This window comes from Marinobacter sp. bablab_jr008, assembly GCF_016464145.1.
Taxonomy (GTDB): Bacteria; Pseudomonadota; Gammaproteobacteria; order Pseudomonadales; family Oleiphilaceae; genus Marinobacter; species Marinobacter nauticus.
On record NZ_JACDWW010000037.1, the window covers coordinates 67,934 to 87,459 of the forward strand.

Annotated in this window: 15 protein-coding genes and 3 tRNA genes; 12 read left to right on the forward strand and 6 right to left on the reverse strand. The window is 57.5% G+C overall.

The genetic code is table 11. From position 1 onward, the window contains the following. Nucleotides 1–8 precede the first annotated feature (8 nt). From JIF53_RS02415 to JIF53_RS02430, 4 genes are all read right to left on the reverse strand, one after another. A complete protein-coding gene (locus JIF53_RS02415) occupies nt 9–893 on the reverse strand; it encodes a ketopantoate reductase family protein (protein WP_011784474.1) in 885 nt (294 codons plus the stop codon). Between the two features lie 4 nt (nt 894–897). Next, nucleotides 898–3,750, reverse strand: a complete 2,853-nt coding sequence (locus JIF53_RS02420; RefSeq protein ID WP_011784475.1) for a valine--tRNA ligase — start codon at nt 3,748–3,750, stop codon at nt 898–900. Between the two features lie 91 nt (nt 3,751–3,841). Next, entirely contained in the window at nt 3,842–4,351 is a 510-nt protein-coding gene (locus JIF53_RS02425) for a DNA polymerase III subunit chi (protein ID WP_011784476.1), read from the reverse strand. Further along, a complete protein-coding gene (locus JIF53_RS02430; RefSeq protein ID WP_199451825.1) occupies nt 4,341–5,831 on the reverse strand; it encodes a leucyl aminopeptidase in 1,491 nt (496 codons plus the stop codon). The genes JIF53_RS02425 and JIF53_RS02430 overlap by 11 nt, the downstream gene beginning before the upstream one ends. Nucleotides 5,832–6,068: 237 nt before the next feature. On the opposite strand from JIF53_RS02430, the gene lptF reads away from it, so the two are divergent. Further along, entirely contained in the window at nt 6,069–7,172 is a 1,104-nt protein-coding gene (gene lptF / locus JIF53_RS02435; protein ID WP_114435061.1) for an LPS export ABC transporter permease LptF, read from the forward strand. Next, nucleotides 7,165–8,226, forward strand: a complete 1,062-nt coding sequence (lptG, locus tag JIF53_RS02440; RefSeq protein WP_022991724.1) for an LPS export ABC transporter permease LptG — start codon at nt 7,165–7,167, stop codon at nt 8,224–8,226. The genes lptF and lptG overlap by 8 nt, the downstream gene beginning before the upstream one ends. 8 nt (nt 8,227–8,234) lie before the next feature. On the opposite strand, the gene JIF53_RS02445 is transcribed toward lptG, so the two are convergent. Beyond that, entirely contained in the window at nt 8,235–8,771 is a 537-nt protein-coding gene (locus JIF53_RS02445; protein ID WP_011784480.1) for an RDD family protein, read from the reverse strand. 158 nt (nt 8,772–8,929) lie between these two features. Between JIF53_RS02445 and alaS the strand changes: the two genes are divergently transcribed. The 6 genes from alaS to JIF53_RS02475 all read left to right on the forward strand — a co-directional run bounded on the left by alaS (nt 8,930) and on the right by JIF53_RS02475 (nt 13,719). Then, nucleotides 8,930–11,560 carry an alanine--tRNA ligase gene (gene alaS / locus JIF53_RS02450; protein ID WP_199451769.1) on the forward strand — a complete coding sequence of 877 codons (2,631 nt, stop codon included), beginning with the start codon at nt 8,930–8,932 and terminating at the stop codon, nt 11,558–11,560. 105 nt (nt 11,561–11,665) lie between these two features. Then, a complete protein-coding gene (locus tag JIF53_RS02455) occupies nt 11,666–12,904 on the forward strand; it encodes an aspartate kinase (protein WP_011784482.1) in 1,239 nt (412 codons plus the stop codon). A gap of 172 nt (nt 12,905–13,076) precedes the next feature. Next, the gene (gene csrA / locus JIF53_RS02460) at nt 13,077–13,274 is read left to right on the forward strand and encodes a carbon storage regulator CsrA (RefSeq protein WP_011784483.1); all 198 of its coding nucleotides are present in this window, start codon (nt 13,077–13,079) and stop codon (nt 13,272–13,274) included. Nucleotides 13,275–13,400: 126 nt separating this feature from the next. Beyond that, nucleotides 13,401–13,490, forward strand: a tRNA-Ser gene (locus JIF53_RS02465). A 55-nt stretch (nt 13,491–13,545) separates the two neighbouring features. Continuing rightward, nucleotides 13,546–13,622 (forward strand) — tRNA-Arg (locus JIF53_RS02470). Nucleotides 13,623–13,642: 20 nt separating this feature from the next. After that, nucleotides 13,643–13,719 (forward strand) — tRNA-Arg (locus JIF53_RS02475). Nucleotides 13,720–13,819: 100 nt separating this feature from the next. Here JIF53_RS02475 and JIF53_RS02480 read toward each other — a convergent pair. Next, nucleotides 13,820–14,356: a DUF2058 domain-containing protein gene (locus JIF53_RS02480; RefSeq protein WP_153741340.1), complete on the reverse strand. Its 537-nt coding sequence runs from the start codon at nt 14,354–14,356 to the stop codon at nt 13,820–13,822. A 104-nt stretch (nt 14,357–14,460) separates the two neighbouring features. Here JIF53_RS02480 and dbpA point away from each other — a divergent pair, with 104 nt between their 5' ends. The 4 genes from dbpA to JIF53_RS02500 all read left to right on the forward strand — a co-directional run bounded on the left by dbpA (nt 14,461) and on the right by JIF53_RS02500 (nt 19,489). Further along, nucleotides 14,461–15,834, forward strand: coding sequence for an ATP-dependent RNA helicase DbpA (gene dbpA, locus JIF53_RS02485; protein ID WP_153741341.1), 1,374 nt, complete (start codon nt 14,461–14,463; stop codon nt 15,832–15,834). A gap of 225 nt (nt 15,835–16,059) precedes the next feature. Then, nucleotides 16,060–16,311 carry an OadG family protein gene (locus JIF53_RS02490; RefSeq protein WP_011784486.1) on the forward strand — a complete coding sequence of 84 codons (252 nt, stop codon included), beginning with the start codon at nt 16,060–16,062 and terminating at the stop codon, nt 16,309–16,311. A gap of 42 nt (nt 16,312–16,353) precedes the next feature. Continuing rightward, nucleotides 16,354–18,141, forward strand: a complete 1,788-nt coding sequence (gene oadA, locus JIF53_RS02495) for a sodium-extruding oxaloacetate decarboxylase subunit alpha (protein ID WP_014421876.1) — start codon at nt 16,354–16,356, stop codon at nt 18,139–18,141. 13 nt (nt 18,142–18,154) lie between these two features. Further along, a complete protein-coding gene (locus JIF53_RS02500; RefSeq protein ID WP_031209652.1) occupies nt 18,155–19,489 on the forward strand; it encodes a sodium ion-translocating decarboxylase subunit beta in 1,335 nt (444 codons plus the stop codon). Nucleotides 19,490–19,526 lie beyond the last annotated feature (37 nt).

Sequence of the window (19,526 nt, forward strand, 5' to 3'; positions counted from 1 at the left end):
GGTAAAAGTCAGTTCAGTTGTTGTACCTGTTCGGCGAGCATTTGGTTCACCTGTACCGGTATGCCATGTTGATGGCCGAGCCGCGCCAGGTAACCGTTAATGAAGTCGATTTCCGTGGTTCTGCCTGCCTTTACATCAGCCCGCATGGAAGACGTGTTGGCGGCGGTTTTGCGGGCGACAGCCTCAATAGTCTCGCGCAGGTCTTCCGGGGCTTGTTGCGGTTGTCCGGCAGCAGGGAGCAGGCGGCTGATCTCCTCGCACAAGGGGGCAATCCATTGCAGGTAAAACGGTTGTGTCAGGATCTCTCCGTTGGGGCAATCCAGAATGGCCGTAAAGGCGTTTATGCCGGCGTTGATCACCAGTTTTTGCCAGAGCCTTGCCAGTATGTCGTGTTCAGGGTGGACCATGAGGCCGCTGCTGGCGAGCTGTTGGGCAACCCATTCGACCGATGGGTCCCCCGCCGGGTTCAGGGCACCGACCCAGGTTGTGCCGCGGCCAGCGTGAACGGTCAGCCCGGGGGCGGGCCGGTTTGCGCCTTCGGTCGTGGATGCGGCCAGTACCGGCCGGTCCGGCCATGTTTCGGTGACCTGCTGCTGGCTCCCAAGCCCGTTTTGGAACAACACAATGGGAGTCTGTTTGGCAATGGAGGGCAGGGCCGCCTTGAGGGCTTCGAGAGTGTTGCCGGCTTTGGTCGTCACCAGGAGTAGATCAGGAGATTGGCCGGGTTGTAGCCAGGGAATAATGGTACTGCCTGATTCGCCGTCAATGGGCTGAAAGCGATAACAGACGGGGGCAGGGGCCTGCCCCGGACGGGGCACAAACGCTACCTGCCCGGCAGGTAGCGTTGCCGCCCAGAGCCGGCCCAGGGAGCCGGCACCGAGGATGGCGATCATGGCCTTACATGGCCTCGATTTCTGCCCGTTGCGCACTGAGCCGCTGCAGGCTGCCCTGGGCATCCTTCAGCTTCTCTTTTTCCTTCTCTACGACTTCGGCTGGTGCCTTGGCGGTGAACTTCTCGTTGTTCAGCTTGCCTTCCAGGCGACCGATTTCCTTGTTCAGGCGTTCCAGCTCCTTGTCCAGGCGCTTGAGTTCGGCGTCCTTGTCGATCAGGCCGGCCATGGGCACCAGCACTTCCATTTCGCCTACCAGTTGGGTGGCGCTCATGGGAGCTTTGTCGCCCTCGAACCATTCCAGCTTCTCAAGTTTGGCCAGGGAAATGAGGAATTGGCGGTTGTCGTTCAGGCGGCGCTGATCGTCGGCGTTGCCGCCTTTCAGAAGTACCGGTACCTGCTTACCCGGGGAGATGTTCATCTCGCCGCGGATATTACGCACCGCTACAATCACGCCTTTCAGCCACTCGATATCGGCGGCCACGGCGGCATCCTGCTTGCTGGCATCCGGCTGCGGGTAGGGCTGCAGCATGATGCTGTCGCCCTGCTTGCCGGCCAGCGGTGCAATGCGTTGCCAGATTTCTTCGGTAATGAACGGCATGATCGGATGCGCCAGGCGGAGTACGGCTTCGAGTACGCGTACCAGGGTACGACGGGTGCCCCGTTTGGCCTCGGCACTGGCGCTGTCATCGCTCAGGGCTGGTTTGGACAGTTCCAGGTACCAGTCGCAGTATTCGTTCCAGATAAACTCGTACAGGGCGTAGGCGGCCAGGTCAAAGCGGTACTGGTCCAGGTGACGGATCACCTCCTGCTCGCAGTGCTGCAGTTCGCTGATGATCCAGCGGTCTGCCAGTGACAGTTCCACCGGCTCATTGTTCACGCCGCAGTCTTCGCCTTCCGTGTTCATCAGCACATAGCGGGCGGCATTCCACAGCTTGTTGCAAAAGTTACGGTAGCCTTCCAGGCGCTTCATATCCCAGTTGATGTCACGGCCGGTGGTCGCCATGGCGGCGAGGGTGAAACGCAGGGCGTCAGTACCATGGGCGGCGATGCCTTCCGGAAATTCCTTCTCGGTGCGCTTGCCGATTTTCTCGGCCAGCTTGGGCTGCATCAGGTTGCCGGTGCGTTTTTCCAGCAGGTCCGGCAGGCTGATGCCGTCGATCATATCCAGCGGGTCGATCACGTTACCCTTGGACTTGGACATCTTGTCGCCGTGCTCGTCCCGGATCAGACCGGTGACATACACGGTATGGAAGGGTACCTGTGGGGTGCCGTCTTCGTTTTTCATGAAGTGCATGGTCATCATGATCATCCGGGCAACCCAGAAGAAGATGATATCGAAACCGGTCACCAGCACGTCGGTGGGGTGGAAGGTCTTCAGCCGTTCGGTGATTTCCGGCCAGCCCAGAGTGCCGAAGGTCCACAGGGCGGAGCTGAACCAGGTGTCCAGTACATCGTCGTCCTGCTTGAGTTCCAGTGTGTCCGGGAGCTGATGTTTGCTGCGAACCTCAGCCTCGCTCCGGCCCACATAGATATTGCCTTCAGCGTCGTACCAGGCAGGAATCCGGTGCCCCCACCAGAGCTGGCGGGAGATGCACCAGTCCTGAATGTCGCGCATCCAGGCGAAGTACATGTTCTCGTACTGTTTGGGTACGAACTGGATGCGACCGTCTTCTACCGCTTCAATAGCCGGCTTGGCCAGGGTCTTGGCGTCTGCAAACCACTGATCCGTCAGCATCGGCTCGATGATCAGCCCGGAGCGATCACCGCGGGGTACGCTCAGCACGTGGTCTTCGATTTTCTCGACCAGGCCTGCCAGTTCCATGTCGGCAACAATCTGCTTGCGGGCTGCTTCCCGGCTCAGGCCGGCATAGGCGGCCGGGAGGGCGCTGTTAATCTCGGAATTTTCGGTGCCGTCCGCATTGAAGACTTCGGCGATTTCACGAATGTTGGCGTCCTGCGTCATGACGTTGATCATGGGCAGGTTGTTGCGTTTGCCTACGGCGTAATCGTTGAAGTCGTGAGCGGGGGTGATCTTCACGCAGCCGGAACCTTTTTCCGGATCGGCGTGGTGGTCGGCCACGATGGGAATGCGGCGGTTAACCAGCGGCAGCAGAACGTGCTGGCCAATCAGATGCTGGTAGCGCTCATCGTCCGGGTGGACGGCTACGGCGGTGTCACCCAGCATGGTTTCCGGGCGGGTGGTGGCGACGATGACGTAGTCTTTGCCGTCCTGGGTTTTCTGGCCGTCGGCCAGCGGGTAGCGCAGGTGCCAGAAATAGCCCTTTTCTTCCTTGTTTTCGACTTCCAGATCAGAGATAGCGGTGTGCAGCTTCGGGTCCCAGTTCACCAGCCGTTTGCCGCGGTACACCAGGCCTTCATCGTACAGGCGGATAAAGACTTCCTGTACGGCTTTGTAGAAGCCATCGTCCATGGTGAAGCGTTCGTTGCTCCAGTCCACGGAGTTGCCCAGGCGACGCATCTGGCGGGTGATGGTACCGCCGGAGTGTTCTTTCCAGTCCCAGATGCGCTTGATGAATTCTTCCCGGCCGAGATCGTGGCGGGTTTTGTCTTCTTCTGCAGCCAGTTTGCGTTCGACGACCATCTGGGTGGCGATGCCGGCATGATCGGTGCCGACGGTCCACAGTGCGTTACGGCCCTGCATGCGCTTGAAGCGGGTGAGGGTGTCCATGATGGTGTGCTGGAAGGCATGGCCCATGTGCAGGCTGCCGGTCACGTTGGGTGGCGGGATGGCGATGCTGTAGGAGTCGCCTTCGCCGCTGGGGCGGAAATAGCCTTTGGATTCCCAGTTTTCGTACCACTGGCGCTCGATGTTTTCTGGCTGGTAGGTTTTTTCCATGGGATTATGCAGTGACCGTTTTGGTTGATTCACATAGGGAAATTCTGAATCGGACGATTATACATGGTCGTCTTGATCGCGGCGAACCCGGCTAGCGTTTCCGCATATCATGCACCCGAGCTTCAATGCCCAGTGACCGCAACTGCTTGTAATGCCCCCGCGCCTGGTTCAATACCGCCGGATCATTATGGGCAACCAGTGCCAGGCGGCGGTATTGGTCAGCGTCTTCAGGCAGCGCTGAGGACAATACGATGACGGTGTCCCAGTCCACCGCGGCTGGCGGGTAGAGCAAAATGCCGACGGGGTCGGAGCAAGGTGTGGTTGCTGCTTTGGCGATGCTGTGAGGGATGAAGGCTTCGGGGGTGAAGTTCCACAACAGGTCGTCGAGTTCCAAGGCCTGTTCTTCGGTGTCACAAAGAACGCACACACGGTCGCCCTGCTGCCAGGCTTTGTCCACGAGTTTGGCAGCGTGGAGGTTGCGGGCGGCGTGGGTGTTCTGGGCGAGGATGTGGAACCAGTAGCGCTGGTTTCTGTCGTCCTGGCCGGAGGGGCCGGCAGCTGGGCTGCCGGGCTCCGGTGGGTTTGGCTGGTTACCCTGCATGGGTCATCAGGTAGTCGACCAGCAGGGGGACCGGGCGGCCGGTGGCGCCCTTGGCTTTGCCGGAGTTCCAGGCGGTGCCCGCGATGTCCAGGTGGGCCCAGCGGTAGTCCTTGGCGAAGCGGCTCAGGAAGCAGGCGGCGGTGATGGTGCCCGCGGGGCGGCCGCCAATGTTGGCCATGTCCGCGAAGTTGCTGTCGAGCTGGCTCTGGTATTCGTCCCACAGAGGCAGGCGCCAGGCGCGGTCGCCGGTGCGTTCGCCGGCGGCGAGCAGTTCGTTGGCCAGTTCGTCGTTGTTGGACAACAGCCCGGTGGCATGATTGCCCAGGGCGATAATGCAGGCGCCGGTGAGGGTGGCCATGTCGACCACGGCTGCCGGGTCAAATTTCTTCACGTAGGTGAGGGCGTCGCACAGTACCAGGCGGCCTTCAGCGTCCGTGTTGAGGATTTCGACGGTCATGCCGCTCAGGGTTTTGACGATATCGCCGGGGCGGGAGGCACCGCCGTCGGGCATGTTTTCAGCGGCAGCGATCACGGCAACCACGTTGATCTTGGGTTTGGTTTCAGCCAGGACTTTCATGGTGCCGAATACGCTGGCAGAACCGCCCATATCGTATTTCATTTCGTCCATGCCTTCGCCAGGCTTGAGGCTGATGCCGCCGGTATCGAAGGTGATGCCTTTCCCCACCAGTACGTAGGGTTTGTCTTTGGCCTTGCCGCCACGGTATTCCATCACGATCAGGCGCGGAGGCTGCTTGGAACCTTTGCCTACGGCCAGGATGGTGTTCATGCCCAGTTTTTCCATCTGCTTCTCGTCCAGAACTTCGGTCTGGATGGAGTCGTAGTCTTTGGCCATGGCCTTGGCCTGTTCGGCAAGCCAGACCGGGTGGCAGATGTTGGGTGGGGTGTTGCCCAGGTCTTTGGTGTAGTTCATGCCGCGGCCGGTGGCCAGGCCAAGGTTGAAAGCATCTTTCAGGGACTTGCCGGCGCCGGATGCCTGTACCACAACTTTTTTCAGTTTGCGGGCGGCAGGCTTATCGCTTTTGAATTCGGTGAAGGTGTAGAGCTGGTCTTCCAGAATCCGGCCAATCAGGTTTAGCCGGGCTTCTTCAGAGCTGACCGCAGCTTCGCCCTGAACCGCAGTATCGGTCAGGCTGATCAGTGCACTTTTGGAGGGGCCATCTTTCAATGCGCCGGTCATGGCAATCAGGCTCTTGCGGTAGGCTGTGGCTGTGCGGTCTGCATCTTTGCCGGTGCCAATTACCACAACGCGCTGCCAGGGCTGATCCACCAGGGGCAGGGTATTCACGGAGGCGTTCTTGCTGGTCAGGTCGCCGGCTTTCTCGAGTTGCTTGATCAGTCCGCCCAGCGCGTCGTCTGCCGCTTTGGTGGATTCTGGCCACTCGCCTTTCTCAGGCAGGCCGATAACCAGGCAGTCGGCTTTGGTGGCTGTGATGGCTTTGCTGCTCAGGCTGAAATTCATGGCAACTCTCATGGCAACTCCGTTGTCAAATTGTGCTTTATTCAATTGAATTGAATGTTGATGGCAATGCTCATAAGGATTGGGGCAAAGCCTTTATTAATCAAGCCGGGTGCCCGCTTCGTTACGATGGTTTTATCGTGTAGGCCCCGTACTGTCATTCGTCGGCGAGGTTACATAGAATACGCGCTGTTCTCCTTAACCTCCATCTCCAATGACGGCGCCGCCAGAGAGACTGATTTGAGTATTATCTTCCGTTACCTCATTCGCCAGATCATGGTCAGTATGCTTGCGGTGTCTGGCATTCTGTTGCTGGTGTTTATGAGTGGGCGTTTTATCAAGTATCTGGCCGATGCTGCTGAGGGCGAGATTGCGGCCGGCGTCCTGTTTGCGATTATGGGGTATCGTTTCCCCGGGTTTCTGGAATTAATTCTGCCTCTGGGCCTGTTTATCGGAATTCTGCTGGCCTATGGGCGGATGTACCTCGAAAGCGAGATGACGGTGTTGTTCGCCTGCGGTGTGAGTGAAAAGCAGTTGCTGGCGAAAACGTTGCTTGGAGCGCTGCCGGTCATGCTGGTGGTGGGGGCCATGAGTCTTTACATCTCTCCCTGGGGCATGAAACAGGTGGAGCACATCTTTAACGAGCAACGAAAGGCCACCGAGTTTGAAATGCTGGCCCCGGGGCGGTTTCAGGACTTTACCTCCGGCGATCGGGTTACTTACACCGAGGCCCTGAGCGACGACAAGCGCCAGTTGCAGGGGGTGTTTATTGCCGAGTACGACAAGGATGGTAAGGGTGTCACTCTGATCACTGCGGAGTCTGGTTCCCAGTTTATTGATGAGGAAACCGGCAGCCGGTTTCTGGTGCTGGAGGATGGTGGTCGTTTTCAGGGCACTCCCGGCAGGCTTGATTACAATGTCACTGAATTTGAAGCCTACGGTTTGAAGATTGTCAGCGGCCAGGAGGGCAGTAAGGAGCTGGAGGAAGGCCTGAGCACTCTGGCACTGTGGCATTCAGATAATCCGGAAGATCGTGCTCTGCTGCATTGGCGAATATCGCTACCGCTGATTGTGCCGATCGTTACCTTGCTGGCCGTTCGGCTCAGTCGGGTGAATCCCCGCCAGGGGCGTTTTTTCCATTTATTGCCGGCAATGCTGGTTTACATCACCTATCTGGGTTTACTGATTGTGGCCCGGGATGCGCTGGCGGATGAAAAGGTGCCTGAGTGGGTGGGTATGCTCTGGGTGCATGCGCTGTTCCTGGCGCTCGGCCTGTGGCTGCAGTTTGGCCCCGGGTGGCTGAACCGTCGTCGTCTTGAGAGGGAGGGGCGCCAGCGTGCATAAGATCGATGGTTATGTCATGCGTACCGTTGGCGGCGCCATGTTCCTGGTTATGGTTGTGGTGTTGTCGCTGGATGTGATCTTTGCGTTCATTGCTGAACTGGAAGATACGCGCAACGAATATCAAACCCTGCAGGCGTTGTGGTATGTGGCGCTGACCTTGCCCCGGCGAATCTACGATTACCTGCCTCTTGGTGCCTTCATGGGGTGCCTTGTCGGCCTCGGCTCCATGGCCAGTTCCTCGGAGCTGACGGTGATCCGGGCAGCCGGCGTGTCGCTCAAACGCATTGTCTGGTCCGCCATGAAGCCGGCATTGATCGTGGTTCTGCTCGGCGTGGCGATAGGTGAGTATGTCGCGCCGATCACCGAACGCATTGCCCAGAGTGACAAGGCGGTGGCGTTAGGTGCGGGGAGCAGCATGGCTTCCGCCGAAGGGGTGTGGCATCGCGAAGGCAATACCTTCATGCACCTGAATGCGGTTCAGCCAAACGGTGTGTTGCATGGGGTTTCGATGTTCCGGTTTGACGATGCCCGGCAACTGCAGGTTGCCAGCTTCGCCGAGCGTGCCATCTACCAGGGCGACTACTGGTTGCTGGAGAACGTGACTTCCACCCGTATTGAACCGGAGCGGACCGTGCGTGATGTGAGTGCGTCACTGCGTTGGGAGACCGGCCTGTCGCCGAGCGTGCTGAGTGTACTGATTGTGAAGCCGGAGAATCTGTCGATGACGGGCCTGTATACCTACGCGGCCTATCTCGGAGAGCAGGGGCTGAGTGCGGCACAATACTGGCTCGCGTTCTGGAAAAAGGCACTGATGCCCCTGGGCACGGCGGTGATGGTGTTGGTCGCCATCTCCTTTGTGTTCGGGCCACTGCGGTCTGTGACCATGGGGTTCCGGGTATTTACCGGTCTGCTGGTGGGATTGCTGTTCAAGTATATGCAGGATCTGCTGGGGCCGATGAGTATGGTTTATGGCTTTAATCCGCTGATCGCGGTGCTGGCTCCGATTGTTGTTAACGGTATTGTCGGAGCCGTCCTGATGCGTCGGGCAGGGTAGTGCCGGACCTATTTTTTCTCGGGCCTGGCCACCTGAACAACCACGCTGTTGGAGGTGCGGTCGGTCAGCGACAACCCATTGATGGGATAGAACAGCGCGATGATGGCCGGGATGCTGAGCAACAACGTCAGCGCGCCCAGGTAGTAGGCGCCGAGAATGCTCAGGAAAACGATGATCGCAGCGGTAACATAGCGAATCAGGGCCTGGGTCCAGCTCACGGAGGTGCCATCAAGATTCTCGATGCGAACGCGCCATACCTGCATGCCGAGGGTCTGGCCGATGCGGGTCCAGAAGTAGGCGAAAAACAGATACAGCACCAGAAACAGAACGAAGGTCAGCCCCGGGTCTCCTGAGAGTTCACCGGCTTCGGCCATTTGTTCATAGCGATCCCAACCCGTAATCCATCCAGCAATCATGGTGTATACCCAACTGGCGACAAGCAGCACGGCGATACTGATCAGTCCATCGTAAATAATGGCCAGGGCGCGTTTCAGGCCGGTCGCCGGTGGCAGAAGTTCATCGGCTTCATGAAAGCGTCGGGGCATGGCGTCTCCTGTGAGTTTTCACGTTTTTCAAGTTCTCGGCGTGTGCTAGAGTAGCCGATTTGCACACGCATGTAAGTAATCGCATTTAACCTCAGGCCCGGCGGTTCATTCGGCGGGTGTCTGGCAAGGTGTATCAGGTCGAAAGGTATCAAAGGTCTATGAAAACCGCAGAGTTGCGACAAGCATTCCTCGAATATTTCCAGCAGCAAGGGCATGCCATTGTGCCCAGCAGTTCACTGGTACCCCACGATGATCCCACTCTGCTGTTTACCAACGCGGGGATGAACCAGTTCAAGGATCTTTTCCTCGGCCGCGAGGAGCGCGACTATACACGAGCGACCAGCTCCCAGAAATGTGTGCGTGCCGGTGGCAAGCACAATGATCTGGAGAACGTGGGCTATACCGCGCGCCACCATACCTTCTTCGAGATGCTTGGCAACTTCAGCTTCGGCGATTACTTCAAGCGCGAGGCCATTAATTTTGCCTGGACTTTCCTGACTGGCGAACAGCACCTCAACCTGCCCCAGGAGAAGCTGTGGGTAACGGTTTACGCCGAAGACGACGAAGCCTTTGATATCTGGAACCAGGAAATCGGTGTGCCGGCGGAACGGATTGTGCGCATCGGCGACAACAAAGGCGCCCGCTACGCCTCCGATAACTTCTGGCAGATGGGTGATACAGGACCCTGTGGCCCGTGCACCGAGATTTTCTTCGATCACGGCCCGGATGTGGCAGGTGGGCCTCCCGGCAGCCCGGAAGAAGATGGCGACCGCTACATCGAAATCTGGAACGTGGTTTTCATGCAGTACAACCGCACTGCCGATGGCGAGATGCTGAACCTGCCCAAGCCCTCGGTGGACACCGGCATGGGGCTTGAGCGGATTGCTGCGGTTCTGCAGGGTGTTCACAGTAACTACGAAATCGACCTGTTCCAGGACCTGTTGAAGGCGGCATCCGACATCCTGGGTGGTGCGGCCACCACAGAAGCGTCTCTGCGCGTGGTGGCGGACCATATCCGTTCTTGCGCCTTCCTGATTGCCGACGGCGTGATGCCGTCCAACGAAGGTCGCGGCTTTGTTCTGCGCCGAATCATTCGTCGCGCAGCTCGCCACGGCAACAAGCTCGGTGCTACCCAGCCGTTTTTCTACAAGCTTACCGGCGCTCTGGTTGAACTGATGGGCGAGGCTTATCCGCAGCTGGTGAGTAGTCGCAAGCAGATCGAAAAGGTGTTGCTGCAGGAGGAAGAGCAGTTCGCCAAGACCCTGGACAAAGGCCTGCGCCTGCTGGAGCAGGACATTGCGGAGCTGAAGGGTACCGAGATTCCCGGTGAAACCGTGTTTACCCTTTACGATACCTATGGGTTCCCGGTCGATCTGACCAACGATATTGCCCGCGAGCGTGGCCTGACTCTGGATTACGAAGGCTACGAAAAAGCCATGGAGGCCCAGCGCGACCGGGCTCGTGCCGCCAGCAAGTTTGGTATCGACTACAATGCCGCCGGCATCACGATTGAGGGCAAGACCGAGTTTACCGGTTATGACCACGTCGACGGCCATGAACGTATCCGCACGGTGCTGGTCAACGGTGAGGAGCGTAACGCGGAAGCGGGTGATGAGTGTGTGGTGGTATTGGAGCGCACGCCGTTCTATGCGGAGTCTGGTGGTCAGGTGGGTGATACCGGCCTGCTGACCTGGAGCGGTGGCCGCTTCCAGGTAACCGACACCCGCAAAGAAGGGGATAACCATCTGCATGTGGGCACCCTGATTGAAGGTGAGCTGTTCCCCGGGCTGGAAGTGGATGCGCGGATTGATCATGCCCGTCGTGAGCGCACCAAGCGCAACCACTCGGCTACGCACCTGCTGCATGCGGCCCTGCGCAATATCCTGGGTGAACACGTTACCCAGAAGGGCTCGCTGGTCGACCCGGACAAACTGCGATTCGACTTCTCCCATTTCGAAGCCGTGACGCCGGAGCAGCTGAGAGAGATCGAGCGTACGGTTAACGAACAGATCCTGGAGAACACGCCGGTAGATATCGACATTACCGATATGGATACCGCCAAGGAAAAAGGAGCGATGGCTCTGTTCGGCGAGAAGTACGGCGATGTAGTACGGGTGCTCACCATGGGTACCGACAAATACTCTGTTGAGCTGTGTGGTGGTACACACGTTGCCCGTACCGGCGATATCGGGTTGTTCCGCATTACCTCCGAAAGCGGCATTTCCTCTGGCGTTCGTCGTATTGAGGCTGTAACCGGGTTGGGTGCGCTGGAATGGGTTGATGAAACCGAGCGTACACTGCGCGAGACCGCACGTCTGGTGAAGGGCACCCGTGATTCTGTCGTCGACAAGGTCAAGCAGGTTCTGGACCGCAATCGCCAGCTTGAGAAGGATGTCGATGCCCTGAAAGCAAAACTGGCGAGTTCCGCGGGTACTGATCTGGCTGGTTCCGCGGTCGAAGTGGCAGGCCTGAAAGTGGTGGCCTCCGAGATGGAAGGCGCTGACCGCAAGGCCTTGATGGAAACTGCGGATCAGCTCAAGAACAAGCTGGGCGAGGGCGTTGTGGTGCTGGCCACTGTCGAAGACGGAAAGGTGGTGCTGGTGGCCGGTGTTACCAAGTCCGCCACCAACCGCATCAAGGCTGGCGTTTTAATGAAGCATCTGGCCTCGCTGGTAGATGGCAAAGGCGGCGGTCGCCCCGACATGGCCCAGGGTGGTGGTAATGATCCATCCCGTCTGGCCGAAGCCCTGGCTGGTGTACCGGCCTGGGTTGAGCAAAATATCGGGTAAACAACTGTTTTCTGATACGGGCGGAGGTTTATAATCCCGCCCGTTTGTTTTTAATGGCGGGGCGCCTAGCCCCGTTGTGACACCCCGTTTCGGAGTTTGGGAAACATGGCTCTGCTGGTTCAGAAATTTGGTGGTACGTCCGTCGGGACAACCGAGCGGATTGAAGCGGTAGCTGACAAGGTCTGTCGGTTCCGCAAAGAAGGGCACGATGTCGTGGTTGTGGTCTCGGCCATGAGCGGTGAAACCAACCGTTTGATTGCACTCGCCAACGATATTATGGATGAGCCTACCCCCCGTGAGATGGACGTTCTGGTTTCCACCGGCGAGCAGGTAACCATTGCCCTGTTGTCCATGGCTCTCCAGAAGCGGGGCTGCGATGCCCGGTCCTACACCGGTTCCCAGGTCAGGATTCTCACGGACAGCAGCCATACCAAGGCGCGTATCAAGCAGATTGATGAGCAGCGCATGCGGGAAGATCTGGATGCCGGTCGGGTGGTTGTGGTAGCCGGCTTCCAGGGCATTGATGACAACGGCAATATCACCACGCTCGGCCGTGGCGGTTCTGACACCACGGCGGTTGCCCTGGCGGCGGCACTGAAAGCCGATGAATGCCAGATCTATACTGATGTAGATGGTGTTTACACAACTGACCCCAGGGTAGTGGACAGTGCCCGCCGGTTGGAGCGCATTACATTTGAAGAAATGCTCGAGATGGCTAGTCTGGGTTCTAAGGTACTCCAGATTCGCTCAGTTGAGTTTGCAGGTAAATACAACGTTCCATTAAGGGTGTTGTCCAGCTTTCAGGAAGGCGAGGGCACCCTGATTACTTTTGAGGATGAGAACGCCATGGAACAACCGGTTGTTTCCGGCATTGCTTTCAATCGTGACGAAGCCAAGCTGACTATCTCTGGTGTACCCGATACACCGGGCAGCGCACTGCGGATTCTCAAGCCCGTCAGTGATGCTAATATCGAAGTAGATATGATCGTTCAGAACGTGGGCGAGGATAACAAGACTGCCTTTACGTTTACGGTGCATCGCAACGATTTCAAACGGGCCCAGGAAGTGTTGCGCGGTGTTACCGCCGAGCTGGGTGCCGGTGAAGTGGGTGGAGATACCAAGATCGCGAAGGTCAGCATTGTGGGCGTGGGTATGCGCTCCCATGCGGGCGTTGCAACCAAGATGTTTGAAGCGCTGTCCAATGAGGGCATCAATATTCAGATGATCTCCACGTCAGAAATCAAGATTTCGGTGGTGATTGATGAGAAGTATCTCGAGCTTGCCGTTCGCGCACTGCACAGTGCGTTCGAGCTGGATAAAGCCGGGGTGGAGGAGAGTGCCTGAGGCGGGAAGTCTCAAATGCTCTCTGATCAAGGTCATTGAAGATAGCTATCAGGGTTCAGGTAAGTATAAGTATTTCTGCGTCTTTAGTGTCTGAAGTGATCTCATTATAAAAGCAATAAGTAAACAGTAGTGTTTGTCGGAACAGGTAGCTCTGGAATAGGGAGTAAGGGATATGTTGATTTTGACTCGCCGTGTTGGCGAAACCCTGATGATCGGCGACGAAATTACCGTCACCGTTCTGGGTGTAAAGGGGAATCAGGTACGCATCGGTGTGAACGCGCCAAAAGATGTGGCGGTTCACCGCGAAGAAATCTATCAGCGAATTCAATCTGAAAAAGGCTCCGAAGAGCCGGAATCGGGCAATCGTTGATCAGTTAAAAAGCCGTTCGAGGGTAACCCGGACGGCTTTTTTGATTGTGGGGAAAATCGGCCAGAAAAAAGTCGTGTCAACCCTATGAAAACAGAAAAATTATGGTAGTATACGCCCCGTTCTCAAGGAGAGGTGGGTGAGTGGCTGAAACCAGTTCCCTGCTAAGGAACCGTACGAGCAATCGTACCGAGGGTTCGAATCCCTCCCTCTCCGCCATTTTCTCCCCGGAGAGAAGTGAGAACAGTTGAGGTAGCACTCAACGTTGCGATGCGCGGCTGTAGCTCAGCTGGATAGAGTACCTGGCTACGAACCAGGCGGTCGGAGGTTCGAATCCTCCCAGCCGCGCCAACATCGCAAATCAGTTTCAAGCGGCTGTAGCTCAGCTGGATAGAGTACCTGGCTACGAACCAGGCGGTCGGAGGTTCGAATCCTCCCAGCCGCGCCATATTAAAATCAAAGCGCCTCAGTTTGTGTACCTCACAGGCTGAGGCGTTTTGCTATACAAAATAAAAAAACCCCGCCTTGTGCGGGGTTTTTTATTGTCTTTACCACATCAAATCGTCGGGGATTTCATACCCTGCATACGGGTCGTCTTCGCCTGCGTCATCCTGTTTTCGGTCATGCATTGAGATGATGGCGCTCTCGTCGCGCTCCATAATCTTCCGGGCCACCCTGTCCGGGACAATCTCATAGTTGTCACCCAGCGCCACAATGGCCAGACGGCCGCGAGAGAGTTGGTCCACCATCTGTTCGTTCACCAGAATCTTCTTGATCTTCTTGCCGTCGACAAACTGGTAGGAGGTTTCGCCGCGGCTCCGGTCCAGGCGATTGGTTTCAATCAGCTGCCGAATCTGTGCCTGAATCGCCTTTTTCTCAGCCTCTTTCTTGCGCTCAAGGTTGAGCTGCCGATCCCGCTCGGCCTTTTCCTGGCGAGCCTTGCGGGCGCGCTCTTCGGCTTCGTTTACGGTCGTGGCGCCTTTGGGCTGTTGCTTTCTCTGTTTTCGTTTTTCATTTCGTACTTCCCGGGCTTTCTTTTCGTCGGCCAGCCCGGCCTTTAATAACTGTTCCTGCAGTGAGGCCATCAGCGACTCCGTGAATTCATGATAAACTGGTGCGATCAAACGTTAAGTATACGCCGTCAGCATTCTCTCAATAACCCATCACAACCCACCCCACGGATTTTTCTATGTCATCTTTTAAAGCGCTTGGTCTTTCCGCGGCCATGCAGGCCAATCTTGATCAATTGGGTTACCAGCAACCCACGCCGGTTCAGGCAGAGGCAGTTCCGCTTGCGTTGGCGGGCAAGGACGTGATTGCCATGGCGCAAACCGGCAGCGGCAAGACAGCGGCGTTCGGGATACCGATTATCGAGACCATCGTTCCGCGACGCTTCCAGGTTCAGAGTCTTGTTCTTTGTCCCACCCGGGAACTGGCGGATCAGGTGGCCAAAGCGTTGCGAGAGCTGGCACGGGCCAAAGATAACGTGAAGGTGCTGACGTTGTGTGGTGGTGTGCCTATCGGCCCTCAGATCGGGTCGCTCAGCCATGGCGCTCATATCGTCGTGGGTACCCCTGGCCGGGTAGATGACCACTTGCGCAAAGGTACGCTTTCGCTGGATGGCTTGAAAGTGCTGGTGCTGGACGAGGCGGACCGTATGCTGGATATGGGGTTCGAGGAGGTGGTCACCAGCATTGTCTCCCAAGCCCCCGGTGGCAGGCAGACGCTGCTGTTCTCCGCCACCTGGCCGCCGGCCATCAGAAAGCTGAGCGAGCAATTCCAGAGCAAGCCGGAAGATGTGCGGGTGGAATCAAAAGCGGCCACCATCACCATTGAAGAATCCTTTTACGAAATTCAGCCGGATCAGCGGGCGGCGGCCGTGGCAGCGCTGCTTTCCCGTTTCCAGCCGGTGTCGTCTCTGGTGTTTTGTACCACCAAACGGGACTGTGATGAGCTGTCGGATGAACTGGGTCGTCTTGGCTTTTCGGCGTTGTCGCTACACGGCGATCTGGACCAGCGTGAACGGGACAGCGCTCTGGTTCGATTTGCCAACCAGAGTTGTACGGTACTGGTGGCTACCGATGTGGCGGCAAGAGGGCTCGATATCAAAGGGCTACCACTGGTCATCAATGCCGAGCCTGCGCGGGATCCCGAGGTGCACACCCATCGGGTGGGCCGTACCGGCCGGGCAGGCGAGCAGGGGCATGCGGTTACTCTTTGCACTCCGCGCCAGGGCCACAAGATTACGCGCCTGGAAGCGGAGCGGGGCGAGCCGGTGTTGTGGGGCGATACGGAGGCGTTGCTGGCGGAGGCGTTGCGCCCGGTTACGCCGGCCATGAAAACGCTGTGCCTGGCTGGCGGTCGCAAAGACAAGGTGCGCCCTGGCGACGTGATGGGAGCTCTTACCGGCGAGGCTGGTATTCCCGGCGCTGCCGTTGGCAAAATCGACCTGTTCGATTTTCAGTGCTTCGTGGCGGTTGAGTCCCGGTGGGCGTCCCAGGCGCTGGCGCGGCTGGAGAAAGGTAAGGTGAAAGGCCGGAAATTCCGGGTTAGATATGCATGATTAGAGCTGGGTGAGATTGTCTCAGCAGCTGTCATTTCAGGCCGGGACGCTCGGAAAGTCCCTATAGAAATGCGTGCTTCAGGTTGCTCCTGGTCATTGAAAACGGTAAATTACGCAGGATTTTGCCTCCCGAATTGTTCCGCCGGGCCATTAGACTTTAGTTTTAGTGGTGGCTTGTCGGGCGGTACGGGGAAATCAACAAACCAATACAGGTAGCTGTTCGATATGAATGAGCTGATGTCACAAGCCGTAGACTTGATGATTGCCGGCATGGGCTTCGTGTTCGTGTTCCTGATTATTCTGGTATTCGCGACCGGCCTGATGTCCAAAATCATCCTGCGGTTTGCGCCGCCAGAGCCGGCAACCCCGGCCAGAACGCCACGTGCCAAGCCGAAGGCGCCCACGTCGGTTGACCCTGACACCGCCGAGGCCATCAAGAAGGCGATTGCACAATACCGGTCACGCCACAAGAAGTGACCCCGGTACACGATTAGAACCTTTTAACAGAAGGCTGACACGATGACTGACACGAAAAAACCGCTGGGGATTACGGACGTAATTCTGCGTGACGCCCACCAATCCCTGCTCGCCACCCGCATGCGTCTGGACGACATGCTGCCAATCGCCGAGAAACTCGACAAAGTGGGTTTCTGGTCGCTGGAATCCTGGGGTGGGGCTACCTTTGATGCCTGTATCCGTTACCTGGGCGAAGACCCCTGGGAGCGCATCCGCGAACTTAAAAAAGCCATGCCCAATACTCGCCAGCAGATGCTTCTGCGCGGCCAGAACCTGTTGGGCTATCGTCACTATGCGGATGATGTGGTTGACCGTTTCTGTGAGCGTGCCGCCGAGAACGGCGTAGACGTGTTCCGTATTTTTGATGCCATGAACGATCCCCGCAACATGGATCGCGCGATCAAGGCCGTTCGCAAGACCGGCAAGCATGCCCAGGGTACGATTGCTTACACCACCAGCCCTGTGCACACCATCGATATGTGGGTAGATCTGGCGAAAGAAGTCGCCGACATGGGCGCAGATTCCATCGCGATCAAGGACATGGCCGGTATTCTCAAGCCGTATGTGGCCTATGATCTGGTCAGCCGCCTGAAGAAAGAGCTGGATATCCCTATCCACATGCAGTGCCACGCCACCACCGGCATGTCGACCGCTACCGCCATCAAGGCTGCGGAAGCCGGTATCGATAACGTGGATACTGCTATTTCCTCCATGAGCATGACCTATGGTCACTCGCCCACCGAGGCTGTTGTTGCCATCCTGGAAGGTACCGATCGTGACACCGGTCTTGATCTGAACCTCCTGGAAGAAATTGCCGCCTATTTCCGCCAGGTGCGCAAGAAGTATGCGAAGTTTGAGGGCAGCCTGCGCGGCACTGATTCCCGCATCCTGATTGCTCAGGTACCGGGCGGCATGCTGACTAACATGGAAAACCAGCTGCGTGAGCAGAACGCAAGCGACAAGTTTGACCAGGTGCTGGAAGAAATTCCCAAGGTTCGTGAAGACCTGGGCTTCATTCCGCTGGTGACCCCGACCTCGCAGATTGTCGGCACCCAGGCGGTACTGAATGTTCTGACCGGCGAGCGTTACAAGTCCATCTCCAAGGAAACCTCCGCCATTCTGAAGGGTGAGTACGGCGCAGCGCCAGCCCCTATGAATAAAGAGCTTCAGGAGCGTGTGCTGGATGGCAAGGAAGTCATGACCTGTCGTCCTGCAGATGTGCTTGAGCCAGAAATGGACAAGCTGACCGACGAACTGAAGAAGCTGGCGGACGAGAAGGGCATCAAGCTGGCCGACAATCTTGAAGACGACGTGCTGACCTACGCGCTGTTCCCACAGATCGGCCTGAAGTTCCTGGAGAACCGCAACAACCCGGATGCGTTCGAGCCGGTACCGACCGCAGAAGACGCCGCACCGGCCAAGAAAGCCGCAGGCCCGGAGACTTACACCGTGGACGTTAACGGCAAGAAGTTTGTGGTGGCGGTTTCCGAAGGTGGCGAGATTACCCAGATCCAGGGTGACGGTGGCGCCGCGTCTGCTCCGGCCGCTTCCTCCGCACCCGCTCCGGCGGCAGGCGAAGGCGAGCCTCTGGTGGCACCGCTGGGTGGTAACATCTTCAAGGTTCTGGTTTCTCCGGGTGACACCGTTGAGGAAGGTGACGTGCTGATTATCCTCGAAGCCATGAAGATGGAAACCGAGGTTCGCGCACCGAAAGCCGGTACTATCGGCGAAGTCTTCATCAAGGTCGGTGATGCCGTCTCCCCTGATGATGAAATGCTGACAATCGCATAAGGGCCAGCATTCCATGGATAAATTAATGACACTGTGGACAGGCAGTGGCCTGTTCAACATCGAGCTGGGCCAGGTGATCATGATCGCTATTGGCCTGTTGCTTCTCTATCTTGCGATCAACAAGAAGTTTGAGCCGTTGCTGCTGGTGCCCATCGGGTTTGGTGGCATTCTGGCGAATATTCCGGAGGCAGGGCTTGCCCTGACTGCGGCTGAAAACGCTATTCACTTTGCTTTGCAGGGTGGCAACTCCAAGGTTCTGGCTGCACTGGCGGCGCCGCTGGATGTGGCCTATCAGGTCGGACAGGCGATTACGCCTGAGCTGAAAGAAGCCTTCAAAGTAGCGGTGAAAGAAGCCAGTTATTCCGAAATGGCGATGGCCAACTCCATTGCGCAGGATTACGGCTACGGCAATGGCATGCTGTATAACTTCTACTCTGTGATTATCGGCAGTACCGTTGGTCCTCTGCTGATTTTCATGGGTGTAGGGGCGATGACCGATTTCGGCCCTTTGCTTGCTAACCCCAAAACCCTGCTTCTGGGTGCGGCTGCGCAGTTCGGTATTTTCGGTACCGTTATTGGCGCGGCGTTGCTGGACTGGACGGGAATACTGGAGTTCAATATCCTCGAGGCCGCTGCAATCGGCATCATTGGTGGCGCCGACGGCCCCACCTCCATCTACGTATCCAGCGTACTGGCCCCGCATCTTCTGGGTGCGATTGCCGTCTCTGCTTATGCGTACATGGCGCTGGTGCCGATGATCCAGCCGCCGATCATGAAGGCGCTGACCAGCGAGAAAGAGCGTGCCATCAAGATGTCGCAGCTGCGCCCGGTGAGCAAGAAAGAGAAGATTGTCTTCCCTCTGGTTGTTCTGATTGCCGTGGTTCTGTTCCTGCCCGATGCGGCTCCGCTGCTGGGTATGTTCTGCTTCGGTAACCTGATGCGTGAGTGTGGCGTGGTAGAGCGTCTGAGCGATACCGCACAGAACGCGCTGATCAACATCGTAACCATCTTCCTGGGTCTGTCTGTTGGCTCCAAGCTGATGGCCGACAAGTTCCTGGATGGCCAGACGCTGGGTATCCTGGGCCTGGGTATTGTGGCTTTCGGTGTAGGCACCGCTTCCGGTGTACTGATGGCGAAACTGATGAACAAGTTCACCAAGGAAGCGATCAACCCGTTGATTGGCTCCGCAGGTGTATCCGCGGTGCCCATGGCGGCGCGGGTCTCCAACAAGGTGGGCCTGGAAGCCAACCCGCAGAACTTCCTGCTTATGCACGCTATGGGCCCGAACGTGGCCGGTGTTATTGGCTCTGCGGTTGCAGCGGGGGTAATGATCAAGCTGCTCGGCTGATCCTTACCGACACTGCCCTGAAAACCCCGCCTTTGGC